At 69.3% G+C, this 22,564-nt stretch carries 22 protein-coding genes and 5 pseudogenes; 13 read left to right on the top strand and 14 right to left on the bottom strand.

Annotation, left to right across the window (positions count from 1 at the left end; genetic code table 11):
- Positions 1-603 precede the first annotated feature (603 nt).
- Positions 604-1,332, bottom strand: a complete 729-nt coding sequence (locus Scani_RS17945) for a Mut7-C RNAse domain-containing protein (protein ID WP_159477206.1) — start codon at positions 1,330-1,332, stop codon at positions 604-606.
- Between the two features lie 315 nt (positions 1,333-1,647).
- On the opposite strand from Scani_RS17945, the gene Scani_RS17950 reads away from it, so the two are divergent.
- Positions 1,648-2,937 carry an ATP-binding protein gene (locus tag Scani_RS17950; RefSeq protein ID WP_159477209.1) on the top strand — a complete coding sequence of 430 codons (1,290 nt, stop codon included), beginning with the start codon at positions 1,648-1,650 and terminating at the stop codon, positions 2,935-2,937.
- A gap of 242 nt (positions 2,938-3,179) precedes the next feature.
- On the opposite strand, the gene Scani_RS17955 is transcribed toward Scani_RS17950, so the two are convergent.
- The 4 genes from Scani_RS17955 to Scani_RS17965 all read right to left on the bottom strand — a co-directional run bounded on the left by Scani_RS17955 (position 3,180) and on the right by Scani_RS17965 (position 6,028).
- A complete protein-coding gene (locus Scani_RS17955) occupies positions 3,180-3,941 on the bottom strand; it encodes a chitinase (protein WP_159477212.1) in 762 nt (253 codons plus the stop codon).
- A gap of 454 nt (positions 3,942-4,395) precedes the next feature.
- On the bottom strand, positions 4,396-5,352 hold the full coding sequence (locus Scani_RS17960) for an IS481 family transposase (protein ID WP_159477215.1): 957 nt from the start codon (positions 5,350-5,352) through the stop codon (positions 4,396-4,398).
- A 101-nt stretch (positions 5,353-5,453) separates the two neighbouring features.
- On the bottom strand, positions 5,454-5,696 hold the full coding sequence (locus Scani_RS41980) for a GNAT family N-acetyltransferase (RefSeq protein ID WP_308686579.1): 243 nt from the start codon (positions 5,694-5,696) through the stop codon (positions 5,454-5,456).
- Entirely contained in the window at positions 5,597-6,028 is a 432-nt protein-coding gene (locus Scani_RS17965) for a hypothetical protein (RefSeq protein ID WP_308686629.1), read from the bottom strand. Before Scani_RS17965 ends, Scani_RS41980 begins: the two co-directional genes overlap by 100 nt.
- A 305-nt stretch (positions 6,029-6,333) precedes the next feature.
- Between Scani_RS17965 and Scani_RS17970 the strand changes: the two genes are divergently transcribed.
- Positions 6,334-6,621: a hypothetical protein gene (locus Scani_RS17970; RefSeq protein WP_159477218.1), complete on the top strand. Its 288-nt coding sequence runs from the start codon at positions 6,334-6,336 to the stop codon at positions 6,619-6,621.
- 330 nt (positions 6,622-6,951) lie between these two features.
- Here the strand turns inward: Scani_RS17970 and Scani_RS17975 are convergent, their stop codons facing one another.
- Positions 6,952-7,182: a DUF6296 family protein gene (locus Scani_RS17975; RefSeq protein ID WP_159477221.1), complete on the bottom strand. Its 231-nt coding sequence runs from the start codon at positions 7,180-7,182 to the stop codon at positions 6,952-6,954.
- Positions 7,183-7,736: 554 nt separating this feature from the next.
- Here Scani_RS17975 and Scani_RS17980 point away from each other — a divergent pair.
- The 7 genes from Scani_RS17980 to Scani_RS18015 all read left to right on the top strand — a co-directional run bounded on the left by Scani_RS17980 (position 7,737) and on the right by Scani_RS18015 (position 13,425).
- Positions 7,737-8,117 (top strand): VOC family protein, encoded by a 381-nt coding sequence (locus tag Scani_RS17980; protein WP_174872719.1) that lies wholly within the window; start codon positions 7,737-7,739, stop codon positions 8,115-8,117.
- A 655-nt stretch (positions 8,118-8,772) separates the two neighbouring features.
- Complete coding sequence (locus Scani_RS17990; protein WP_159477227.1) at positions 8,773-9,510, top strand: hypothetical protein; 738 nt, start codon at positions 8,773-8,775, stop codon at positions 9,508-9,510.
- Between the two features lie 359 nt (positions 9,511-9,869).
- Positions 9,870-10,961, top strand: a complete 1,092-nt coding sequence (locus Scani_RS17995) for a PQQ-dependent sugar dehydrogenase (RefSeq protein WP_159477230.1) — start codon at positions 9,870-9,872, stop codon at positions 10,959-10,961.
- Between the two features lie 290 nt (positions 10,962-11,251).
- Entirely contained in the window at positions 11,252-11,788 is a 537-nt protein-coding gene (locus Scani_RS18000) for a methylated-DNA--[protein]-cysteine S-methyltransferase (RefSeq protein WP_159482192.1), read from the top strand.
- A gap of 36 nt (positions 11,789-11,824) precedes the next feature.
- Positions 11,825-12,412: a hypothetical protein gene (locus tag Scani_RS18005; protein WP_246295965.1), complete on the top strand. Its 588-nt coding sequence runs from the start codon at positions 11,825-11,827 to the stop codon at positions 12,410-12,412.
- Positions 12,413-12,428: 16 nt separating this feature from the next.
- On the top strand, positions 12,429-13,163 hold the full coding sequence (locus tag Scani_RS18010; RefSeq protein WP_159477232.1) for an alpha-ketoglutarate-dependent dioxygenase AlkB family protein: 735 nt from the start codon (positions 12,429-12,431) through the stop codon (positions 13,161-13,163).
- Between the two features lie 28 nt (positions 13,164-13,191).
- Complete coding sequence (locus tag Scani_RS18015; RefSeq protein ID WP_159477235.1) at positions 13,192-13,425, top strand: DUF2277 domain-containing protein; 234 nt, start codon at positions 13,192-13,194, stop codon at positions 13,423-13,425.
- A gap of 257 nt (positions 13,426-13,682) precedes the next feature.
- Here the strand turns inward: Scani_RS18015 and Scani_RS18020 are convergent, their stop codons facing one another.
- Entirely contained in the window at positions 13,683-14,303 is a 621-nt protein-coding gene (locus tag Scani_RS18020) for a flavin reductase family protein (RefSeq protein ID WP_159477238.1), read from the bottom strand.
- A gap of 119 nt (positions 14,304-14,422) precedes the next feature.
- On the opposite strand from Scani_RS18020, the pseudogene Scani_RS18025 reads away from it, so the two are divergent.
- Positions 14,423-14,818 (top strand): annotated as a pseudogene (locus tag Scani_RS18025) (recombinase family protein); the annotation flags it as partial.
- Positions 14,819-14,919: 101 nt separating this feature from the next.
- Positions 14,920-15,051: pseudogene (locus Scani_RS41020) on the top strand (SchA/CurD-like domain-containing protein); the annotation flags it as partial.
- Between the two features lie 207 nt (positions 15,052-15,258).
- On the opposite strand, the gene Scani_RS18035 reads toward Scani_RS41020, so the two are convergent.
- From Scani_RS18035 to Scani_RS18065, 7 genes and pseudogenes are all read right to left on the bottom strand, one after another.
- Entirely contained in the window at positions 15,259-15,648 is a 390-nt protein-coding gene (locus tag Scani_RS18035; RefSeq protein WP_159477241.1) for a hypothetical protein, read from the bottom strand.
- 390 nt (positions 15,649-16,038) lie between these two features.
- Positions 16,039-17,907 carry a virginiamycin B lyase family protein gene (locus Scani_RS18040; RefSeq protein WP_159477244.1) on the bottom strand — a complete coding sequence of 623 codons (1,869 nt, stop codon included), beginning with the start codon at positions 17,905-17,907 and terminating at the stop codon, positions 16,039-16,041.
- Between the two features lie 427 nt (positions 17,908-18,334).
- Positions 18,335-18,511: pseudogene (locus Scani_RS18045) on the bottom strand (IS256 family transposase); the annotation flags it as partial.
- A 369-nt stretch (positions 18,512-18,880) separates the two neighbouring features.
- Positions 18,881-19,024: pseudogene (locus tag Scani_RS18050) on the bottom strand (flavin reductase family protein); the annotation flags it as partial.
- Positions 19,025-19,403: 379 nt separating this feature from the next.
- On the bottom strand, positions 19,404-19,784 hold the full coding sequence (locus Scani_RS18055; protein WP_268831256.1) for a DUF2267 domain-containing protein: 381 nt from the start codon (positions 19,782-19,784) through the stop codon (positions 19,404-19,406).
- A 114-nt stretch (positions 19,785-19,898) separates the two neighbouring features.
- Positions 19,899-20,294, bottom strand: a complete 396-nt coding sequence (locus tag Scani_RS18060) for a DUF2267 domain-containing protein (RefSeq protein ID WP_159477250.1) — start codon at positions 20,292-20,294, stop codon at positions 19,899-19,901.
- A 97-nt stretch (positions 20,295-20,391) separates the two neighbouring features.
- Positions 20,392-20,823 (bottom strand): Hsp20/alpha crystallin family protein, encoded by a 432-nt coding sequence (locus tag Scani_RS18065; protein ID WP_159477253.1) that lies wholly within the window; start codon positions 20,821-20,823, stop codon positions 20,392-20,394.
- 128 nt (positions 20,824-20,951) lie between these two features.
- Between Scani_RS18065 and Scani_RS18070 the strand changes: the two genes are divergently transcribed.
- A complete protein-coding gene (locus Scani_RS18070) occupies positions 20,952-21,584 on the top strand; it encodes a type III effector protein (protein ID WP_159477256.1) in 633 nt (210 codons plus the stop codon).
- A gap of 389 nt (positions 21,585-21,973) precedes the next feature.
- Positions 21,974-22,453: pseudogene (locus tag Scani_RS41985) on the top strand (HAD family hydrolase); the annotation flags it as partial.
- Positions 22,454-22,564: the final 111 nt, after the last annotated feature.

Below are 22,564 nucleotides of genomic sequence, written 5' to 3' on the forward strand. Positions count from 1 at the left end.
CCGATGAACGAGCGGCTCGGCGCGGCCCTGCGCGCTCGCGGCCCTGCCGGAATCAGTCACTCCGTACGGTCGGCCGGAGATTTCCCAACGGGCTTACTTCAGAGCGTCGTTGGGCGGAATACGTCGGCAGGAAACGCGGCCAGGTTCTGATACGCAGGACGAACGAGCCGATTGTGGTGGCGCAAGGCTCCGGGTACGACTTCAGCCGACCTGGCGCGCGTCAGGGCCTCAAATGAATTGCCAGAAACGCTGGTTGACGCCCACTCCCGTTACCGTCCGAACGTCGGTACAGACGGCAACCCTCGCCACGCGTCGAGCAACGGATCGTGTCACGAGCAAGCCCCCCCCACACACAAACACCGCCGCCCAAAAACGCACAATGCGCAATCCAAGGACGCTCCAAAGACAGTCCAAAGACACTCCAAGGGCGTTTCAAGGCCCTCACCCGATGTGAGGAATTCGTACGGCTGAGGGGCTGAGCCGACAGGCCCTCAGCCGCGTCCCATGACATATCCGAGGTCGGGTCCGGCCCCGCGGGCGCGGCGGTGGCGCCGCCCCGGGGCGAGCCTGAGCGGCTCGGCGGGCGCACTCGCCCACCTCACCTCACGCCGTACTGTCCCGGAGCGCCTTTTCGACGATCGCCTCCAGCCGCGCATGGTGCGCCCCTCGCCAGTAGACGCGTCCGCAGGCAGTGCACTGCGCGAAGACGTCATACGTGCGCTGCGTGCCGTGCTCGAGGTGCCCCCGGACCGAGTTCTTGTCGGCGTCGGCCAGCCGGCCGTTGCAGGCGGTGCAACGCGTCCAGGGGGCGAGCGTGGGGGCGAAGCGGCCCAGTACATCCGGGAGTTGATCGTCGGGGCGGTCGCTGTAGACAAACGCGCCGGCCCAGATCTCCCGGCGTCGCAGCAGGCCCCGGTCCCGGGAGAGCAGCACCCGCCGCTCCTTCGCGGAGAGGGCGGCCAACGCCGCGTCACCGGGGTCCTCATTCGTGTACGCCGCGTCGACGCCGAGCAGCCGCAACCTGCGCGCCAGGGTGCCGAGGTGCACATCGAGCAGGAACCTCAGAGGCGCGCCGGCGATCCGCTGCGGGCGCTCGACGGCCTGCACCTCGATGTTCTCGCCCGCCCCCGGGACATGGGAGGCGGCGACCTCGACCCCGTCCACGACGAGTCTGCCGACCTCGGTGAGCGGGACGCCGAGCGATTCGACGACATGGCCGAGCGTCGACGAACCATCGGTCACCACGGGCGCGGAGCCGGTGGTGGTGTACTCCGATGCCACGAAAAGGTGCAGCTCAGAGGCGAAGCTGACATGGATCTCAGGACCGTTCACGCCGCACAGCATGCCACCGGGCGGGCCCGGCCAGCCAACGGATTCCGGCCGGTCAGAGGAGGTGGGAGCCGGAAGGCGGGCGCCGGGCCTCGGGTTCGTTGCCCCGCCGCCCGCACCATCGTCGGGCCACCGGGCGGACAGCTCGGGTGCACCACCACGTACCGTGGTCGGACCGCGGCCGCCGCGGATCTGGCTACATACGGACCGTAGCGATCCGCGCTCCGGATTGTTCACGATGGAGCGGGCCCCGCTCCCCCGCCGCCCCTAGCCTCACTGCCACCACATCACCAACATCACCAATGAGGGGCGGTACCGGTGAACTGGCTCATCCACGACTACCGCGAGAACGATCTCGCCGAAGTGGTCCACCTGATCGACTCCACGGCCGAGCTCGGACAGGAGTCCGTTTTCTCGCTCGCCGAGTGCATCAGCGCGCTGACCTCTCGGCAGCCGGCCGTGGTCGCCGTCCACCAGGGTGTGCCGATCGGCACGGCGCTCGCGTGCGTAGCCGGTGAGCGGGGCTGGGTGATGCGGATCGCGATCTCTTCGGCCTGGCGCGGCCGGGGGCTGGCGAGTGCGCTGCTGGTGGAGCTGGAGCGGCGGCTGATCGCCGCCCGGGTGAGCCGGATCGCCTATGTGCTTCCCGAGGAGGATCTGCTCGGGGAGGGGCTGCTCAACGCGGGCTATACGCGGCAGCCCGCGGTGGCCTACTTCGAGAAGGTCGAGCCGCATCACGGGCCCGCGGCCAGCCTCCTGGACGACCTCGGCGGACGCTTCCTGCCCACCGACCTGTGGGCCAAGGTGGCCGGCATGGAAGCGGAGAAGGACCTCATCGAGCGGCGTGTCGTGCTGCCGCTGGCGGAGCCGGAACGAGCCGCCCGGCACGGCGTCCGGCCGCCGCGGGCGATCGCCCTGTTCGGTCCCCCGGGTACCGGCAAGACCACCTTCGCCCGGGGTATCGCGGCCAGGCTCGGCTGGCCGTTCGTCGAGCTGCTGCCGTCCCGCCTGGCCGACGAGGGCAATCTGGCGGCCGCCCTGCGCAGCGCGTTCGCCCGGATCGCGGAGCTGGAGCGGGTCCTCGTCTTCATCGACGAGGTCGAGGAGATCGCACCGATCCGCAGCGAGGCCGCACAGCCGGGCGGGCTGCACGGGGTGACGAACGAGCTGCTCAAGCTCATACCCGGTTTCCGGGAGCGGGACGAACGGCTGCTGGTGTGCGCGACCAACTCCATCCGCTCGCTCGACCCGGCGTTCCTGCGCCCCGGCCGCTTCGACTACCTGATCCCGATCGGTACGCCGGACGCGGCGGCCCGGTCGGCGATCTGGTCCCGGTACACGGACGGCCGGGCCGATGTGGATGTCGCGGCGCTGGTGGCGGCCAGTGAGCTGTTCACCCCGGCCGACATCGAGCACGCCGCACGGGTGGCCGCCCAGACGTCTTTCGAGCGGGACCTGGAGGCGATCGGAGTCGGCACGGGCGGGCACGGCCGGCTCGGGGCGAGCACCGAGGACTATCTCGCCGCCATCGCCCAGTGCCGCCCGACCGTCACCCCCGAAATGATCGACGAATTCGGCGCGGACATCACCGCCCACGCTCGCTGCTGACGACCCGGGGGAAGCAGGCCGTTTCCAGCCTCTTCCGGGGGGAGCGGTGTGGTGCCACCACGACCGCACGCGTTGGGGCACCGGCGGCTTGACGTCGGCGGTCGGGCACCGACGGCCGGACCCCAGCGGCTGGGCACCAGCGAGTGGACGTCAACGGTTGGGCATCGACGGCCGGAAGTCGGCGACTGGCGCCGGCGGCCGGCATGCCGGCCGGTGGCCTGCCGACCGCCTCCGCGCGCCCGTCAGCAGCTCAGGTTGTCGCCAGGCGTGGTCCCCAGGATCTGTACAAAGCTCGTGTAGCTGTTGATCCGGCTCTGCACCTGGCCGGGGTTGCCGCCGTTGCACTCCAGGGAGCCGTTGATGCTACGGATGGTCTCGCCGAACCCGGCGCCGCCGACCATGGCCTGATGCGGGGTCATGGTGCCCGGCCCGGTCTGTGTGTTCCAGTACCAAAGGGCGGTCTTCCAGGCGACGGCGGCATCCTGCTCCACCAGAGAAGGATTGTGCAGCAGGTCGATGCCGAGCGCATCGCCCGCCGCCTTGTAGTTGAAGTTCCAGCTCAGCTGAATCGGACCGCGGCCGTAGTAGGCGGCCTGGCCTGCCGGGCACCCGTACGGCTGGGCGGCATCGCAGTAGTGGGGGTAGTTGGCGGTGTTCTGCTCCACCACGTAGACGAGGCCGCCGGTCTCGTGACTCACATTAGCGAGAAAGGCCGCGGCCTCCTGGCGCTTCACGGTGTCGCTCCCGGTGTTCGCGAACTCCGGATACGCGCTGATGGCCGCGGTCAGGCCGCTGTACGTATAGAACGCGTTCCGGTTCGGGAACATCTGGTTGAACTGCGCCTCGCTGACGACGAACCCCTCGGCATGGGCGTCGGCGCCTGCCTGAGCCGTGGCGCAGTCGGAGCAGCGCACTGTGGCGGCCGCGGGCACCGTCGGTACGACGGCGGCCAAGCTCGCGGCCATCGTGGCGGCACTCAGCAGCGCGGCAATACGTGATCTCATCGCGGTGACTCCTTCGCGCGGCCGGACTCCGGACGGGAGGGGCCGCTGCGTGTGGGGGGACTGACCGAATGGACGAATGGCGGGTGAGTGAGCGAATTGCCGTATGGGGAACGCCAGTTGAGGTGCATCAGGCATCTCAAGGGCCCCCGATGTACGGGGCGAGCCTCGGGAGAGGAGCGTCGATCGAGCGGTCAAGTTCACGGACAGGCGACGTACGACAGCAACTACACCACTGCACCGGCCACTAGGGCTGCATCTAGGACCGCCAGAGCTGCGGTCTAGACCAACGGTAGGTTAGAGGTGACGCGTTGCACATGTCCATACCAATGCATCGGCCCGCCGACGCACGCGGCCAGCGACGACGACCGCGTGCCACGCCCCTCCCCCGCGCATCGACGCGCCGGAGGCCCCGGAAAGAGGCCCCGAATGCCGGAGACGAAGGGGCGACCAGCCGCTAGTTGTATTGACCCGCAGGGTTGTTCACGCGGCTGATGGGTGACTTGCCTCCGAGTGCGGTGTGGCACCTGTGATGGTTGTAGCTGTGCAGGAAGGTGTCCAGTGCGGCGGTTCGTTCGTCGTTGCTGGTGTAGGGCCGTAGGTAGGCCCATTCGTCGAGCAGGGTGCGGTTGAAGCGTTCGACCTTGCCATTGGTCTGCGGCCGGTAGATGCGCGTGAGCTTGCCGGCCGCGCCGAGATCTGCAAGCGCCTGACGCCAGGCGAAGCTCTTGCGGTAGGGCCAGGCGTTGTCCGTCAGGACACGTTCGATGCGCAGGATGCCGCAGGCGGCGAAGAAGGCTGCGGCCCGCTGCAGGAAGGCCGCGCAGGTGGCGGCTTTCTCGTCCCGGTGGACTTCGCTGTAGGCGAGGCGGCTGTGGTCGTCGACTGCGGAGTGGATGTAGTCGAAGCCTGTGGTGCGGCGGCGGTCGGGGCAGGCGGCACGGCCGTGGATGCGCCAGCCCCCGCCGTCGGGTATGCGGCCGAGTTTCTTCACGTCCACGTGGACGAGCTCGCCGGGCCTGCTGCGTTCGTAGCGGCGGATGACCTGGCCGGTGGGCCGGTCGAGGAAGGCGAGGCGGTTCAGGCCGTGCCGGGCCAGGACCCGGTGGACGGTCGAGGCCGGCAGGCCCAGGATCGGTGCGATGCGAGCCGGGCCCAGCTTCCGGTCTTGCCGCAACCGGCATACCTGGTCCTCTACCGCGAGAGGAGTCCGGTGCGGTGTCGTGTGCGGCCGGCTGGGACGATCGTGCAGCCCGGCCTCGCCCTGCGTTCTCCAGCGACGCAGCCACTTGTGGGCGGTGGGCCGCGAGATGCCCATCTCGGCGGCGACGTGTGCGATGGGGCGCCCGGAACGGACGCGCTCGACCAGCAGCCGCCTGCCGTGAACGGTCAGCCGGGCATTACGGTGGGACACGAAGACCTCCGTGCGGTGCAGTCCTAGACAGCTCCACCACACCGGAGGTCTTCGCCATGATCAAGCCCAGCCAGCGTTAACAACGCTCGTGATCAATACAGCTAGTCGCCGGGCTCGGCGATCAGTGCGGTGGCCACGGAGCGGAAGCCGAGCCGGGCGTAGAGCCGGGCGACATCCTCGTCGCCCGCGGACAGAAGAACGGTCTCCACGCCTCGCGATCGTGCATCGGCCACCAGCGCCGCGGTCACCGCGAGCCCAAGACCACGGCGGCGCGCGGCCGGCAGAGTTCCCACTCCGACGATTTCGCTGACCTTCCCGACCGGCCGGTGCTGCCCGGCACACAACGCCCCGCCGTCGCCCGATAGGCGCGCACGAAGGGCCCCGCCTGCTCGACCGCGGCCCGCAGCGCGGGCGCGGCCTCGGCGACCCACTCGAAACTCTCCGGAACGCCCAGTTCCCGCTGCCGGAGACGCACCCGGTACACATCGGCAGCACGCACCTCTCCGCGCCGCCCCAGGGCCGGGCACGCAGAGAACGGCCACCCCTGCCCCTCACGGACGAGCAGCGTCAGTGCCCCGAAGTTCTCAGCCCGGGCTCCGGAGCGCGGGACGGCATCGTAGTAGTGCTCCAGACGTTCCAGCAGGGCAGGAAGGTCTTCCAGCTCCAGGTAGGTCACACCGCGCATCCAAGCAGCGGGCCTCGCGCCACTGCCACCGCATTGCCCGGCCGCGCCCCGACACCCCACCCCCACACCCCACTTCGCACTCGCACCCGTGCCTTGCCCTCGCGGTACGCGGCCACGGGCAGCTCCCGGACGGACGCTGAGCGACTGCCGGCAGTCCAGGCCCATCGCGCACCAGGTCGCGCGCGTGGGCACTTGAGGCGCGTCCGGGTTGAGGGCAAACGAGCCGCCAACTACCCGATCGTCACGGATTCTTGGGTCGTGGCGAGGTTTGAACTCACGCCAGGTACGCTGACGTGGTGTCGCGCAGCGAGTTAGAACGATTGGCCAGGATCCGGATGCAGGTCACCGGTGAGACGCTCGAACGCGCCATGGCCGTGCTCGAAGGCCAGATGACCTACCCGTCGCCGTCGGCCGCATCCGGGGCCGAGCCCGATCCCGCCGAGAACGGCGAGGTCACCCAGGTCGGCCCGGTTGGCGAAGGCGAAGGCCAGGAGAGCAGCGAGGACACCAGGGACAGCAAGCCCCTCGCCCTGCCCGACGGCCGACGGACGCCTCCGAAACGGAACCACCTACGGGGCCTCTGAGCCGCCGAACGGATCAGCCGACGCAGCCACGCGTGCACATTCGGAGCCTCTTCCACGCACGCGATGACGGCGGCGACTGCGTACGCCTCCGCGGCTGCGGCGGGCTGCGGCTCGGCGCAACGACGCACGACATGCAACCGGTCACCCAGAGCCAAGAGCGTCCGCCTCGACTGGCCACTCCAGCTCCGTGTGCAAGCGCATCCGCAGCCCGCCACGCGCCACCCACCGCCCGTCAAGCACGCAGAGCCACCGCACCCCCACACAGCGTAAAGCGGCTCGCCCACACAACGCCCCCGGCGGACGAGCCCACTCCGCACCACCGTCAGGGGGTCACGGGGTCAGAGGTCGCGCCAGCATCGGCGTCCGGAGCATCTGATGTCCCCCGCTGGCCAGCATGCGGACCTCGCCCCGGTCGCTGATCTCCGCGCGCACGATCCCCGACTCGTCCTCGTAGACCGGATAGCCGCCCGCTCCGGCCCGCTCGGTACGACGGACGATCACTACGTCGTCCTCGACGGCAGGGGCTTGAAATACCAGCTCATAGCATTCCGGATAATCCATCGGGGCCTCCCGATACGACACGGCAGGTGCTCCGGGCGTCGATCCCCGGAACCGCTGCACGGGCGGCGCTGCACCTCGGCCCTTCCATCGTCACCCACAGCCGCCCGGCCCGCCTGAGGAGAGCACGGACCTGCGCGCTCTGCCACCGGACGGACGGGTGCCCACCTCCCGCGGAGCCACCCTCCCCCACCTTCCGAATGTGTACCCCGCTCCCGTGCGCTGTCACGGGAGCGGGGCGGGTCCGAGAAGCGCCAGCAGCTCGGATGGTTACGAGAGCCACGGTAGGGGGCACCACTGACAACGGCGGGTCCGGCGGAGCTCAGCGGTGCGCTCGTGGAGGGCTGCGGGGCACGGAACGACGGGGCGGCGATGGCTCGCGCATGCGGCGCCGACAAGGATCCGGGCGTCCTCAGTGATCGCAAGGACGGCCGTCAGGCCTCACCCGATCGGGGGAGCACTCGCGCGGCCACGGCGCGAGCCTCGTCCGCCCGGGCGGGTCGCGAGCCGGGGCCGCGCCGTACGGACAGATGCCGGTGCGTCAAGGGGAGCGAGCGATGGTGGCGGGGAAGCCTCGGTTTGAGCTTGCGACGGTGGTGCTGGATTGCGCGGATGCGCCTGCGCTTGCGGAGTTCTATCGACGGCTGCTCGGCTGGGAGGTGAAAGCCAGCGAACCGGACTGGGTCCTGCTCAGATGCCCGGACGGAGGGACGGGACTCTCGTTCCAGTCCGAGCCTGGATATCAGGCTCCTGTGTGGCCCGAACGGCCCGAGGAGCAGCAGAAGATGCTGCATCTGGATATCCGGGTCGATGACCTTGCGGAGGCCGAGGCCCATGCCGTCGCGGCGGGTGCATCACTTGCCAAGTTCCAGCCACAGGACGATGTTCGGGTGCTTTTTGACCCTGCGGGACACCCGTTCTGCCTCTTCCTCCATTGAGGGGCGGACCGTTGGCAGGTGGGTGAGGCGGACTTGCCGGCCGCGCCAGGTCCGGAGCGGGCGCGCAGGCCCGCTCCGTCACCCCAGGTGATCGCGGAGCGTGTGGGAATGGACACATGCAGGCATGGGGCGTCATGTGCAGGGCCGACTGTCGTTGCTGGTCAGGAAGTTGAGGTGGCGTAAGGACATCGGCCCGGGCGCCCCCTGCGGGCGTCCGGACACCGCGCGCGGGTCTGCGTTGTCAGTGTCTGCCCCTAGCATGGCTCATATGTCCCCAACTCCTTCTGCCCCTACAGCTGCGCCCGTTCCTGCTTCCGAGGCGAACGAATCCATCCGGCGATTCGTCCGCGCCCGTCGCGGTGTGGCGTGGTCGGCTCAGGACATGGCGGAGTATGCGGTGCTGCTGGAGATCTGGACGCTGGCAGTGCGCGCGGAGGTCGTCGAGGCGGCGTAGGCGCGCACGGCGGCCGCGTTAGTGATGCGTTAGCAGATCGGCAGCGACCGGCACCAGGCTTTCGCTTGTGCCGCTGACGGAAAGCGGCACAAGCGCCATGTCCCACACGCATGGCCGATAGCAACGCGCATCCGCACGCCAACGCAGCACGTCGCGATTCCGCAGAGACAGTGTGCGGCAGAGTGCACGCAAAGGGGATTCATGTCCTGGAACAAGGCCTCCGAGGTCGACGCAGACGTCCACCGCACCGCGGCGTCCGCCGGCTCCGCCTTCCGCCGAGGGCGCCGGATCGCCGCCGCTTCTCTGGTCGCCGTTGCCGCATTCTCCCTGACCGCCTGCGGCAGCGACGACGGCACGAAAGCGAGCACCAAGGTCTCGGCGCGGCCCAATGCCTCGGATGTGTCGAAGGAGGCAGCGGCCCTCGGAGACGTAGCGCACGAACCGGAGACCAAGGGCGAGGCGACGCCGGACCGGAAGGCGACCAAGGCCGGGAAGAGCAGCGGTGGCAGCACCAAGACGGGTGGCGGCACGGCGGATCGCGACAACGGGAAGAGCAGCGGCAGCGGAAAGGGCGGCGGCAGCACGAGCGGTGCCGGCGCCGGCTCCGGCGCGACAGCAGGTTCCGGGTCGACACCCGACGGGAAGGGTGTGAGCGGCACCTGGAACGGCGTCCTCAAGTATCTGGCCCCCGGCAAGATGACCGTGGCCCCGGACTCCGGAACCGAGCAGGCCTTCGCCGTCGGCCCGCAGACCAAGGCCCTGGGGGCCGCTGCCATGTGCACGTCGGACGGCAACGTCACCATGGACGATGACGGTTACGGCACCTCCCCCTGTACCGAAGCGCAGCTGGTGGAGTCCGCCAAGACGAATGCCCTCCGCGTCCGGGTCACCGTGGAAGACGGCATCGCGACGGAGATCGCCGAGCATTACCACCCCTGATCGTCGAGGGAACCCGGTCCCATGCCTCTCTCAGGGCCGGCCGTTCCTCCCCAGCACCCACCTCTGATCAACACGCCGCCGTGGACGCCTTCGTCCACGGCGGCAGCCTTTTGAGCCGTCAACTCGCCCTCGCAACGGTCCAGGTACCTCACTTCCTCCCGCCTCGCGCCATGTCCGAGGCGCAGTAGCTTCCGGCCCCATATCCGAGGCGCCGTAGCTTCCAGGGCCGAACAGCAGGAAGCTCTTCTCTCAGCTCGGCGACGCGGCACACCCGTCCCGAGGGAGCGCCCGTCGCCCCTTCCTGGCTGGAGGACCTCATGCGCACGCCCATCAGAGCAGCACACCGCACCAGGTGGACCATGGCCCTCGCTTCCGCCCTGGCCATCGGGCTTCTCGTCTCGGCCCCCGGCACGAGCCATGGCGCCGGGCCCCGTGACGTCGCCGGAACGCGTCACGCGGCCGGAACCCATCACCTTGCCTCCGAGCCCGGCTCGCCCAGGACCGTCTCGACGGGCTGGTCCGTCCCCTGGGGCCTGAGCTGGCTGCCGGACGGATCGGCCCTGCTCACCGAGCGCGATGCGTTCAAGGTCTACACCCTCACCCTCGACGGTACGAAGCGGCAGGTCGGCGAGGTCCCGAACGTCGTCACCACGAGCGGCGAGGGCGGATTGCTGAGCATCGCCGTATCGCCGTCCTGGAATGCGGACCATTACGTGTACGTGATGCACACCGCCGCCGAAGGCAACCGCATCGCGCGCATGACCTTCGACGGAAGCGCGCTCGCCGACTACAAGGTGGTGGTCGACGGCATCAGGAAGAACACGTACCACAACGGCGGGCGTATCAAGTTCGGCCCCGACGGCTACCTCTACGCCACCACGGGCGATGCCCGGACACCCGATCTCGCCCAGGACAGGACATCGCTCAACGGCAAGATCCTGCGGATGACCCCCGAGGGAAAGCCGGCCCCCGGCAATCCCTTCCACTCGTTGGTCTACTCCTACGGCCACCGCAACCCTCAGGGCATCACCTGGGACGCCCAGGGCCGGCTGTGGGAAGGCGAGTTGGGTGACCAGACCTACGACGAGCTGAATCTCATCGAGCCGGGCAAGAACTACGGCTGGCCCCGGTGCGAGGGCAGCTGCTCGACCTCCGGGATGACCGACCCCAAGCGTCAGTGGCCGGTCGCGGAGGCCTCGCCCAGCGCGGTCGCCTACGCCGACGGGGCGATCTACATGGCCGCCCTGCGCGGCGAACGCCTGTGGCGCATCCCGGTCGACGGCGCCAGTGCGGGCACCCCGAAGGCGTACTACGCCCACACCTACGGGCGGCTGCGCACGGTCGAATCCGTACCCGGCACGAAGTCCCTGTGGCTGACGACCACCAACGCCGACAACAGCGGCGAGGGCGAGCCGGGCTCCGACAGGGTGTTCCAGATCGACCTGACATAGCTGACGCAAGCTGAGGTAGCCACCACAAGAATCTCGCCCGGCGTGTCGCCCCCTGCCCGTGCGGCGGAGCGACACGCCGGTGGCCGACGTGGCAGGGCCGATGTGGCGGGGCCGACGTGGCGGTGGCGACCGACCGTGAAGGATCAACGCCGCCATCGTGACGTCCGATTTCCGCCAGCCGAGGCGAGACCGGCCCCTCAGACTGGGGAAAGGAAAGTCCTCCCCACGACCAAGGAAGCGCCATGACCTCCCCTGCGGCCACCACCGCCACCACGCGCAACACCGCCACCATGCCCGGCACCGCGCCCACCACCGCCACGCGCTACACCACCCTCGACAGCCCCCTGGGCGAGCTGCTGCTCGTCGGCGAGGAATCGCCCACCGCGCCCGGCGGCACCGCCCTGACCTCCCTCTCCATGCCCGACCAGCGGGGCGCCGCCACCGTTCAACCGCACTGGCGACGTGACCCCTACCCCTTCGCCGAGGCCGTCCGACAGCTCCGCGCCTACTTCGCCGGGGACCGCACCCGCTTCGAGCTCGGCTTCCGTACCACCGGCACGGAATTCCAGGAGCGCGTCTGGCGGGCCCTGGAAGCCATCCCGTACGGCACCACGACCACCTACGGCCGACTCGCCGAGTTCCTCGACATGCCCCGGTCCGATGTACGAGCCCTGGGTGCCGCGATCGGCGCGAATCCCCTGCTGATCCTGCGCCCCTGCCATCGTGTGATCGGCGCGGACGGCACGATGCGCGGCTACGCGGCGGGCGTCGCACGCAAAACCGCGCTGCTCACGCACGAGGGCGCCCTCCAGCCCACACTCATCTGAGCCCGGTTCTCTCCGGCTCCCGGCCTTCCTCCCCTCATGACATCCCCTCCCCTGGCCTCTCCCCTCCTTTCCCCGGCGGAAGCGGCCGCATACGGCGCCCTCCCCTCCCCCGCGCAGCACTCCGACGCCGAACTTGCCGCCCTGCTGGACCTGTTGACCGCGCCCCGCATGCGTATCGCCACGGTGGTCGTCGGTCACAGCCGGGACACCGCATCGCGCTCGGCCGCTGCAGCGTTCGCCGACTCCTGGCGGGCCCTCGGGCGGCTGCCGGTGCTCGCCGTGGTCGACTGGCCGGAGTCCGCCGCGTCCTGGCTCCGGGCGGCCCGTCGCTTCACGGCCGACGAGCCCGACGCCTGGGTGGTCGCCGCCGCACCTCTCGGCTGGGCCCAGATGAGCCGCCGGCTGCGGCACAGCACCGACTGGGACCCGGCGCGCACCTACGGCCTCGCGGCCCTCGGCGACTCCCGCGTCCCCGCCCTGGCCGGGGCGGCGACCCTGCAGGGCATGCGCGGGGTCACGGCGGACGGCAGCACCTGGACCATCGACCGCGGCTGGGTCACCTACCCACTACCGGCCCGCCGGCCGACGGCACGCCCGTGGCAGGCTGTAGACAGCGAGCGATGAGGCAAGGCAGGAGCACATGAGCACGCCACTTCCCGGCTTCGAGGACATCGGGGAACCCGCGGACCCCGGACCCCTCCACCCCACCGCGGCCGGCCGGAGTCACGCCTCCGCAGGTCCCCGGGAAATCGCCGCCGGTGCCGTCCATGTCCCCGGCTGGCTGAGCACGGCCCGGCAGCGCGAGCTCGTCACCGCTTGCCGCGACTGGGCGCGCGGCCCGGCCCCGATCCGGCACACCAAGCTTCCGCGCGGCGGAGTGATGTCCGTGCAGACCGTCTGCATCGGCTGGCACTGGCAGCCCTACGCCTACACCCGGACGGCCGATGACGTGAACGGCGCCCGAGTGGCCGAATTCCCTTACTGGATGGTCGAGTTGGGCCGCGGGGCACTGGTCGAGGCGTACCAGGATCCCTCCGCGGGCGACGACTACACGCCGGACACCGCACTGATCAATTTCTACGACGGCCAGGCGAAGCTCGGCATGCACCAGGACAAGGAGGAGCGCTCCGACGCGCCGGTGGTCTCCCTCAGCATCGGCGACACCTGCGTCTTCCGATTCGGCAATACGGAGACGCGCACCAAGCCGTACACCGACATCGAGCTGGCCTCCGGTGATCTCTTCGTCTTCGGCGGTCCGTCCCGTTTCGCGTACCACGGAGTGCCCAAGGTGAGACTGGGCACCGGAGACCCCGCGTGCGGCCTGGCCGGCGGACGCCTCAACATCACCATGCGGATGACCGGACTCGACGGATAACTGCCGGCTTCCGAGGCAGACTGGACTCATGTGCCGCAGCATCAAGACGCTCCGTCCGCCCACCACCCCCGAGGTCACCGACAGGGACATCCGGGCCGCGGCCTTGCAGTACGTCCGCAAGGTCTCCGGATTCCGCGCCCCGGCCGCCCACAACCGCGAGGTGTTCGACCAGGCCGTGGAAGCCGTGGCCGCCGCCACCCAGGACCTCCTCGACGGCCTGCAAATCCGCGGCTCCGCCGCCCGCGAGCGCGCTCACCCGTGAGTCAGCGACTGGAGCTCTGGAGCTACTGGATCACCGGCCCCGCCACCAACTGAACCGTCGATGCCCACCGGGGCCCACCGGCGACACAACGCCGTCGACGTCGCTTTGCGGGCCCAGATCCGGTGTGTGCTCGCACGCTCACCAAACGTCGCGAAGTCGAACACCACCCGTGCGCGAACGGGGCACAGCTTCCGACGCATCCCGTACGCGTAGGACGAGAGGCGGGGCGGGAGGCCCGAGAAGGCGAACTCCCCTCCCTAAAGATCGCCCGCGGGCCCCCGCCAGTCCGCATGCCGGATACGGGAGATCTCCCGGACCTCGCCGACCGTGCCCCATTCGTCCTTCCCCATCCGTGACAGGGGCTTCATCCTGGAGATCTCGGGATGCCCGTCGACCAGCACGTCCTGCGAGACCACCGCATGCACCACGCGCCCGAACACGACGGTGGAATCTCCGATACCCAGCGTGCTGTGCACCTCACACTCGAGCGCCACCGGCGAGGCCGCCACCCGCGGAGGCTTGACGCGCAGACTCGGCTCGGTGGCGATCCCGGCCGCCTCGAACTCACTCACCCCGTGCGGGAAGTCGGTGCCCGTGTCATTGATCTGCTCGAAGAGCCCCTCCGGCGCAAGGTTGACCACGAACTGCCCGGTCGCCTCGACATTGCGCAGAGTGTCCTTGCGCCCGACGGAACTGAACTGCACAACGGGCGGCGCCACACTGGCGATCGTGAAGAAGGAGTGGGGGGCCAGGTTCGCTGAATCACTATATGGGTCATAGGTCGACACCCAGGCGATCGGTCGCGGGACAACCACCGCGGTCAGGAGCTTGTAGAACTCGTTGCGGGACAGGGCAGCGGGATCAAAGTCGGTACGCATGGTGATCAGTATCCAGGAGGCGGCCGCGGATCCTATAGCGGATCCACGGCACCACCAAACCCCTGAGTTCGGCGGAAAGTGCCCGGTATCGGAGCCGACGAGCACCAGGAGCCGACGCCATGACGACAGCCGTGACTGTCTGGGGGGACTTCGACGTCCCCGCGCACGCCCGTGGGGGCCAGGTCACCCTCAACCTCTACGACCACCTGGCTGCCTACGCCCCCAAACGGCCGGGAGCCTATCTGCGCATCTCCTCCGACCGCTTCGGTCTCGAAGCCGGCGTCGACCGCCAGCTCGAAGACGCCGAGGACTCCAGGAGCCGCCTGCGCTGGGGTCCGTTTGCGAAGATCTACCGGGAGAACGACACCTCGGCCTTCAAAAAGCGGAAGGTCGTCAAACCAGACGGCGCCATCGACTGGATGGTCCTGCGTCCCGAGTTCCGCCAGCTGCTCGCTGACCTCGCCCATGGCGTCATCGACGGAGTCATCTTCTACGACCTCGACCGTCTCGTCCGTCAACCCCGGGACCGCGTACCGAACCCGACGAGTCCGCCGCGTCGGCTCCGCGTCGGTCCCCGGCATCGGCGCGCCGGTCGCCCACCTCCTGTCCACCGCCGGTGTTCCTGCGCGACACGACACTGGTACGGGTCATCGAGTACGAGGGCGACCGCGACGCCGTCGCCCGCCACATGGCCGCCCAGCCCGGCGTCCAGGAGGTGGAACGTCGCCTGAGGCCCTACCTCAACTCGCCACGCGGCACCGACACCGTCAAGGGCTTGGTCCACGCCTTCCACCGGAGCCTGCTGCCCACCGGAGCCTGCTGTGCTGCGTCACTCAACTCAGGGTTCCCCGCGGCTGAACGGCCTTGCCGCCGCCCCGGCCGTCTTGTGATGGCCGGAGCGGAGCGACGTGCGCCGGGGCGCCCGGTACGCCGCGTGGATGGCGGGCCGTGGCCGTCAGGTCGCAAGAATGAATCCCAAGATACTCATGAGGCTGACCGAGGTCACCGCCCCCGCCACCCACCATTTCGAGTACTCGTAGGTCTCCCTTCTTATGCCTCGGCGCCATTCATCGCAGTATTCGAGAAAGCGTTTCCTGGGCCAGAGAAGGCCGATCGTCATCCCGGTCCAGGTGAAGGAGTACTCAACCAACATCTGCTCAGGACTCCAGGGGTGATACTGGAGACCCCCAACGACGATCATGCCGAAGCAGCCTGCGACGGAAAGAACGAAAAACGTCGCCGTAAGCTTCCGCACCTTCAATGTCCTGTCTACGTAGAGGCAGAGGATGAAGGTGGCGAAAGCTGCCATGAGCAACAGGCAGGGAAGGGGAAGCCGCGCGAGCATGCTGGATCCTTTCTACTCCGTATAGGAGGCGGCAGATTCACACCGCCTCCTATACGTGGTTCCTAAAGTACCTTTAAGCTCTCAACCCACCTTCTCGGAGTGGCCGTTTGGCAGCCGATGTGTGCCGTCGTTGCCGTCATCACCGTCGCTGGGGCACCCTCCAAGCGCGGCTCGCGACGCGGAGTCAGGTTGTTCTGCCGCCCCTCCTGCGCCGTGGTCTGCCGATCACCGTGCCGATGCTGGAGCCGCCCTCACGGCCGGAGCCCCGCCTCTGGAATCCACGCGTGTCGCCAAACCCCTCGACTGGTCGGCCGGCTCGTCCAGTCGGGCCACGGCGTGTTTCTCCCGTCGCAGCAGATCAGGTGACGTGGGGTTTCGGAGCCGGTGAGATCAGCCTGGGAGGGGGATGAACAGCAGGATGCCGTGGTCGGTTGCGGCGGTGTAGCAGGAAGTGCCGGGGAAGGTGGCGGTGTAGAAGGGGGTGGCGATGGCGAAGACGGGGACGATGGCGTTGTGGATGGTGGCGGTGCCGTTGGCGTCGGTGACGGCGGTGCCGAGGTTGACCGGGCCGAAGAGCGTGGTGGCGGTGAAGGTCACCGGCTGACCGGCCACCGGCATCCCCGAGGTGGTCGTCAGGGTGGCGCTGAGGGTGGGGATGTAGAACTCGGGCAGCGGGGTCAGCCGGAGCCGGATCGTGCCTGGCTGCGCGGTCAGCTTTGTGGGGGTGCGGTTCACGGTGACGGGGGTGCTGGCGTTGGAGCCGGTGAAGCAGCTGTCGCCGTTGTAGGTGGCGGTGAGGGTGCCGGTGGTCAGGGCGGTGGTGGTCAAGCAGGCCTGCCCCGATGCGTTGACGGGGACGATCTGGGTCTGGCCGTTGGGGAGGGTGAAGGTGACCGTGCCGGTCGGCACTGTGGTGGTGGCTGGTGCCGGGGTGATGGTCGCGCATGCGGTCACGTTCTGACCGCAGGTGGAGGGGTTCGGCGTCACCGACAGCGTCGTCGTGGTGGGGTTGGGGCTCACGGTGACGGGGGTGGGGTTGCCGTTCACGGTCGCGGTGAACGTACCGGCGGTGTAGGTGTGGGTGGTCTGCCCGCTCCCGGTGGCGTCCAGGGGGACGGTGACCGTGGGGCTGGCGTCCCCGAAGTCCACCACCGCGCTCCCGTTCGGGGTCCCCCCGGAAATGCTGAACGTCACCGGTTGCCCGCACACCGGCGCCGCCGGCGAGGTCGTCACCGTCAACGGCGAAATCTCCGTCACGTTCGCCGAGTTGGCGTTGGTGACGTAGACGTTGCTGTTCGGCGCCGCCGCCACCGAGAACGGGAACGCGCCGACGGGGACGGTGGCCAGGACCGTGTTCGTGGTGCTGCTGATCACCGTCACGTTGTTGGAACTGCTGTTGCCGACGTAGACGTTGCCGGTCGGCGCCACCGCCACCCCGAACGGGCCCCCGCCGGTGGGGACGGTGGCCAGGACCGTGTTCGTGGCGCTGTCGATCACCGTCACGTTGTTCGAAACGGTGTTGGTGACGTAGACGTTGCCGTTGGGCGCCACCGCAATCACCCCCGGGACCGTGCCGGCGGGGACGGTGGCCACGACCGTGTTCGTGGCGCTGTCGATCACCGTCACGTTGTTCGAGGTCTGGTTGGCGATGTAGACGTTGCCGTTCGGCGCCACCGCCGCCGCGCCCGGGAAACCACCGGTGGGGAGGGTGGTCAGGACGGTGTTCGTGGCGCTGCTGATCACCGTCACGGTGTTCGCGTTCCGGTTCGCGACGTAGACGTTGCCGTTCGCCGCCACCGCCACCGCGTCCGGGACCGCGCCGACGGGGACGGTGGCCAGGACCGTGTTCGTGACGCTGCTGATCACCGTCACATTGTTCGACGTGCTGTTGGCGACGTAGACGTTGCCGTTCGGCGCCACCGCCAGCGCGAACGGGCCCCCGCCGACGGGGACGGTGGCCAGGACCGTGTTCGTGGCGCTGCTGATCACCGTCACGTTGTTCGAGCTCTGGTTGGTGACGTAGACGTTGCCGTTCTGCGCCACCGCAATCATGGCCGGGCCTGAGCCGGCGGGGACCGTGGCCAGGACGGTGTTCGTGGTGCTGCTGATCACCGTCACGTTGCTCGAATTGGCGTTGCCGACGTAGACGTTGCCGTTCGGCGCCACCGCCACCGCCAGCGGGCTCGTGCCCGCCGGGATCGTCACCGTGGAGAACGCCGCACTGAACGGCGCGACCGCAAGCCCCCGTACCGCGGCCACCTCGGATCCACCGGCCGGTACAACCGGCCGAACCCCGCCGGCCACCGCCGGAGCTCCCCACCAACCCGTAATCGGTTCCATGACAAACCTCTCTCAGCTGAGAGGGCCGCCCAAGAACTCCCACCGGGGCCCGCGTCGCATGGCGCCGGAATACGCGAACCGGATCACCGCTTGCACACCGGGACAGAAAGCGGGCACGCCGACATGTACCACGCACCCGCGCGCCACAGGGGTTGCCCATCTCTCCCCGGAGAGATGGGCAACCCACCGGAATGGTCACCACCATTAACCCGAAATGGCCAATGGAACACCACCCTCTTGACTCGACTATCACCCGGACAGACCAATACACAGCCCACCCGGGCACGTCGTTGGAGAGGACGAACTGCCACGCAATGTGGCCCGGAACGTGGAGCTGAGCAGGGGGGACGAGGTGAGCCGCGTTGACCACCCGCCCCCGCCACCGCTGTTGGGCGGACTCGATGAGCTTGAGGACCATGGCCAGGGCTGCGGCGCCACGGGTCCGCAGCCGGACGGTGGAGAAGGTCGACTCCATCGGATTCGTGGCCCGCAAGGGGATCCAGTGCTCGGCCGGGAAGTCGAAGACCGCCCCCAGCGGCAAGGTGCGCCAGGGGTTCCTCACCTCTCACGCGATATCACACACCCTGGACCGCACAAGACGCGATCTACAACCTGTGCCAGGTGGGACCGTATGAGGCGAAAACCCGTCCGAGCCAAGCCGCAGTTCCACGGCCCACATCAATCAAGATCCGGACCATCCCCGGGCCAACGACTCCTACGAGCTATCCATGGCTGGTATGTGCGCAGGTCAGCGATGCGTTGCCGAGGTACCACCAGCAGACGAAGAACCTCCTGTGGGTGAAGCTCGCGGAGGAGCGCGGCTCGCTATCAGTTCCTTGCCGGAGCGCCCTGACCTGCACTAACGTCCTCCGGACCGATGCCACTTCCCTCAGAACTTCGCAGGGGCCAGGTTCGCAGAAGCACCATCAGGGCTGATCGTCGAGACCCAGGCGATGGGCCGCGGCACCACCACCGCGGTCAGGAGCTTGTAGAACTCGTTGCGGGACATGGCAGCGGGATCGAAGTCAGTGCGCATGGTGCTCAGTATCCAGGTGTGTGGCCGCGGACCGTACAGCGGATCCACGGCACCACCAAACCCCTGAGTTCGGCGGACCGGGCCGTGCACGATTCGGCGGGGACCACGCCCGCACAGGGCACGACCGTGCCCCGCCCGAGCGGCCAGGCACCGGGCCGACCGGCGGCGGATCAGCGACTTCAACTGCGGCCAGGCGGGGAGGAGATGGCTATGACCGCTCAGGTTGCCGGTAAGACCATCGAGCGGTACCCAGGCTCGAACAGGTGGTTACCGGCCCTCCAGGCCGTCGGCCGCCCGCTCGGCGGCCTCCTCCTCGGGGGCGCAGGGCGGGCGCGGCACCAGTGATTGTCGCGCCCGCCCCGAGTAGGTACGTCGCCGTCTACGCGGCTGGAGTGAGTTCGGCCCGGCCGAACAGCAGGGCGTAGCCGGTGGGGAGTTGTTGGAGGATGCGGGTGATCAGGTCGGGGCCGGCGTAGGCGGCGACGGCGGAGAAGACGGAGCCGGTGTCCCAGCGGGTGGTGGCCAGGGAGGCGTCGGTGCGGGCGGCGAGGTCCTTGACGAAGGCCCAGCCGGTCAGCGGCTGGGGGGCGGGAATCTGCGCGGTCAGCACGCGGGCTGCTTGCGGGGGTAGGCAGCCGGCCAGGTCGACGCGTTCGTCGCCGGTCAGCTGGCGGCCCAGTCCGGCAAGAACCAGGCGGACGGCTTCGTCGGCTCTCTCGCGGGTGGGGTAGGCGCCCTCATAGCGGACCTTCTCCAGCATCTGCTCGTATGCCGTCCCGTACGGCCGCTGGGGCGGTGCGTGCCGGTTGGAGCTCACGGGGGTGGTTGCCCTTTCTTGCTGTGGCCGGTGCGCGGGCACCGGCGTGCGGGATGGTCAGGTGGGCTGGGGGCGGCCGAAGAGCAGGTCGTAGCCAGCGGGGAGCTGGAGCAGGATCTGGCCGAGCAGGTCCTCTCCGGCGGCGTCGGTGACGGTGGACAGCACGGCGCTGACGTCCCAGGAGGCGGTCTGCTCGGTGGCGCCCTCGATCCACGCCGCGGTTGCGCGGACGAACCGCTCCGGGGACAGCGGCTCGGCACTGGTCAGCGGGTTGAGCAGGATCAGGGCGTACGTCTCCGGCAGGCACGCCGCCAGCTGGGCACGGACGCCGCCGACCAGGTGCGCTCCGAGGAGGGCGAGCACCACACGGGCCGCGCGCTCGACTTCCTCCAGAGTGTCGTACTCGCCGCGTTCCTTCACGTGGCCGAGGAACGCTTCGCGTCGCAGAGTCATCTCAGCCGCCACCCCTTCTTCTTCGGACTGCCCAGGGGTGCGGAGGGCGGGGTGAGGGGAGGTCAGGTGCCCGCCCTGCGCACCCGTCCGGCCGGTGTCAGCCGGAGATCTCCTTGTGGCCGGATCCGACGCCGATGGAGATCTTGCGGGGCTTGGCGCGCTCGGCGATCGGGATGCGCAGGGTGAGCACGCCTGCGTCGTAGTCGGCCTGGATGTGCTCGGTGTCGAGGGTGTCGGCGAGCACGATCTGGCGAGAGAAGATGCCCAGCGGCCGCTCGGACAGCTCCATCTGCACGTCGTCGGCCTTCGCCACCGGCCGCCGCTCGGCCTTGACGGTGAGCATGTTCCGCTCGACGTCGATGTCGATCGCGTCCGCAGGGACGCCCGGAAGGTCGAAGGCCACCACATACTCGTCGCCCTGGCGGTAGGCGTCCATCGGCATCGCCGAGGGGCGGGACCAGGTACCCGGGCCCGTCAGCTGCTGCGCCAGCCGGTCCAGCTCACGGAAGGGGTCAGTGCGCATCAACATCGTGAAAACACCTCCAGCAGGTTCAGGCAGTTACTGCCAATGCGCCTCACTGACACCGTTGTAACATGTCATCCAATGGATGACAAACACGATGTCGTCTACATGATGACAACGAGAGGAAGGTGCCCGTGACCGCAGCCGACCAGCCGTCCACGACCAGCACGAATGCCCACAGCCCGCCGTCGTTCCTGGCCGCCGCGGCGGCCCTGCACGCCATAGACGACGCCCTCCGCGACGCTCGGCGAGAGACCCCGGACACCCCGGATGCGCCCGGCCACGGTCCGGAGCAGGCGCTGGCCTCCCTGATGCTGCTGCGGCAGGTGCGCGAGCAGCTCGCCGGATGGGAGACCGGGCTGATCGAAACCGCCCGCGACGCGGGAGCGAGCTGGGCCGACCTCGCCCACCCCCTCGGCGTCGCCAGCCGCCAGGCCGCCGAACGCCGCTACCTGCGCGGCCGCCCCGGCCCCGCCGGAACCACCGGAGAACAACGCGTCCGAGCCACCCGCGAACGCCGTGCCACCGAACGCACCACCGCCACTTGGGCCCGCCGCAACGCAGCCGACCTGCGCCGCGTCGCCGGTCAGATCACCGCGCTCACCGACCTGCCCCCCACGGCTCGCCGACCCCTCAGCCAGCTTCATGCGGCCCTTGCCCACGACGACCCCGCCGAACTCATCCGCCCCCTCAACGACACCCGCCCCCACCTGACCGCCACCCACCCCGACCTCGCTGCACAAATCGACACCCTCACGCGCCCCTGAACCCACCCGTTCCGATTCTCTGTTCCGTTCGGTACTCGGGCCCCGGGGCATGGGGGCATGCCAGGTCCACACTGGCTGTCAGAACGTCAGGGTGAGGTTGATGCCTTAACGGCCGAACGAGTGAGTTTCACGTGACGCTCGGCTTGCGCTCAAGAAACCTGACCCCAAGGTCCCACGGCGTCATGGCGAGGGCGGAAAGTCCCACCTGACCGTGATCCAGGGGTTGGCCGCCCTGTCACTGGACGCCCTCAGCTCGGTCGCCTACGGCCCGGAGGCCATCGTCATCGTGCTGGTGGCCGCCTGTTCGGGCGCGCTCACGGCGATGCTGCCGATCACCCTGGCCATCGCCGGGTTGCTGGCCGTCCTGGTCGTCTCCTACCGCCAGGTGACACTGGTTCCCCGAGGAGCAGGTGGCGGAGACCGCCGCTCTCTTCCGCGAGCTGTATCCGCAGTACGCGGTCGCGGCGACGCCCGCCCTGCCCGGCGCCCGGGAGGCCATCGACGCGATCCACGCAGCGGGCGGCCGGGCGATCGTGGTGACCGCGAAGTACGAGCCCAACGCCAAGCTGCACCTGGAACACCTCGGCCTCGACGTGGACGCCCTCTTCGGCTCCCTGTGGGCGGAGGGCAAGGCCGAGGCGCTGCGCAAGCACGACGCGCAGGTCTACGTCGGCGACCACGTCGGTGACATCGTCGGGGCGCACACCGCGGGCGCTCTGTCCGTCGCGGTCGCCACCGGCCCGTGCGATGCCACGGTGCTGCGCAACGCCGGTGCCGAGGTGGTGCTCGCGGACCTGACGGAGTTCCCGTCCTGGCTGGAGCGCTATGTGGCGGAACGGGCGGACGGCGGCAACGCCGCCACCACCTGACGGCGCTGAGCCGTGGCGGAACGGACCACTCCAGCCGCGGCGATCAGAAAAACGCGGCCATCAGCATGCACAACCAGCAGAAGACGGATCGAACTCGCGCGGCACTCCGTC

Source organism: Streptomyces caniferus (assembly GCF_009811555.1).
In the GTDB taxonomy this organism is placed as follows: domain Bacteria; phylum Actinomycetota; class Actinomycetes; order Streptomycetales; family Streptomycetaceae; genus Streptomyces; species Streptomyces caniferus.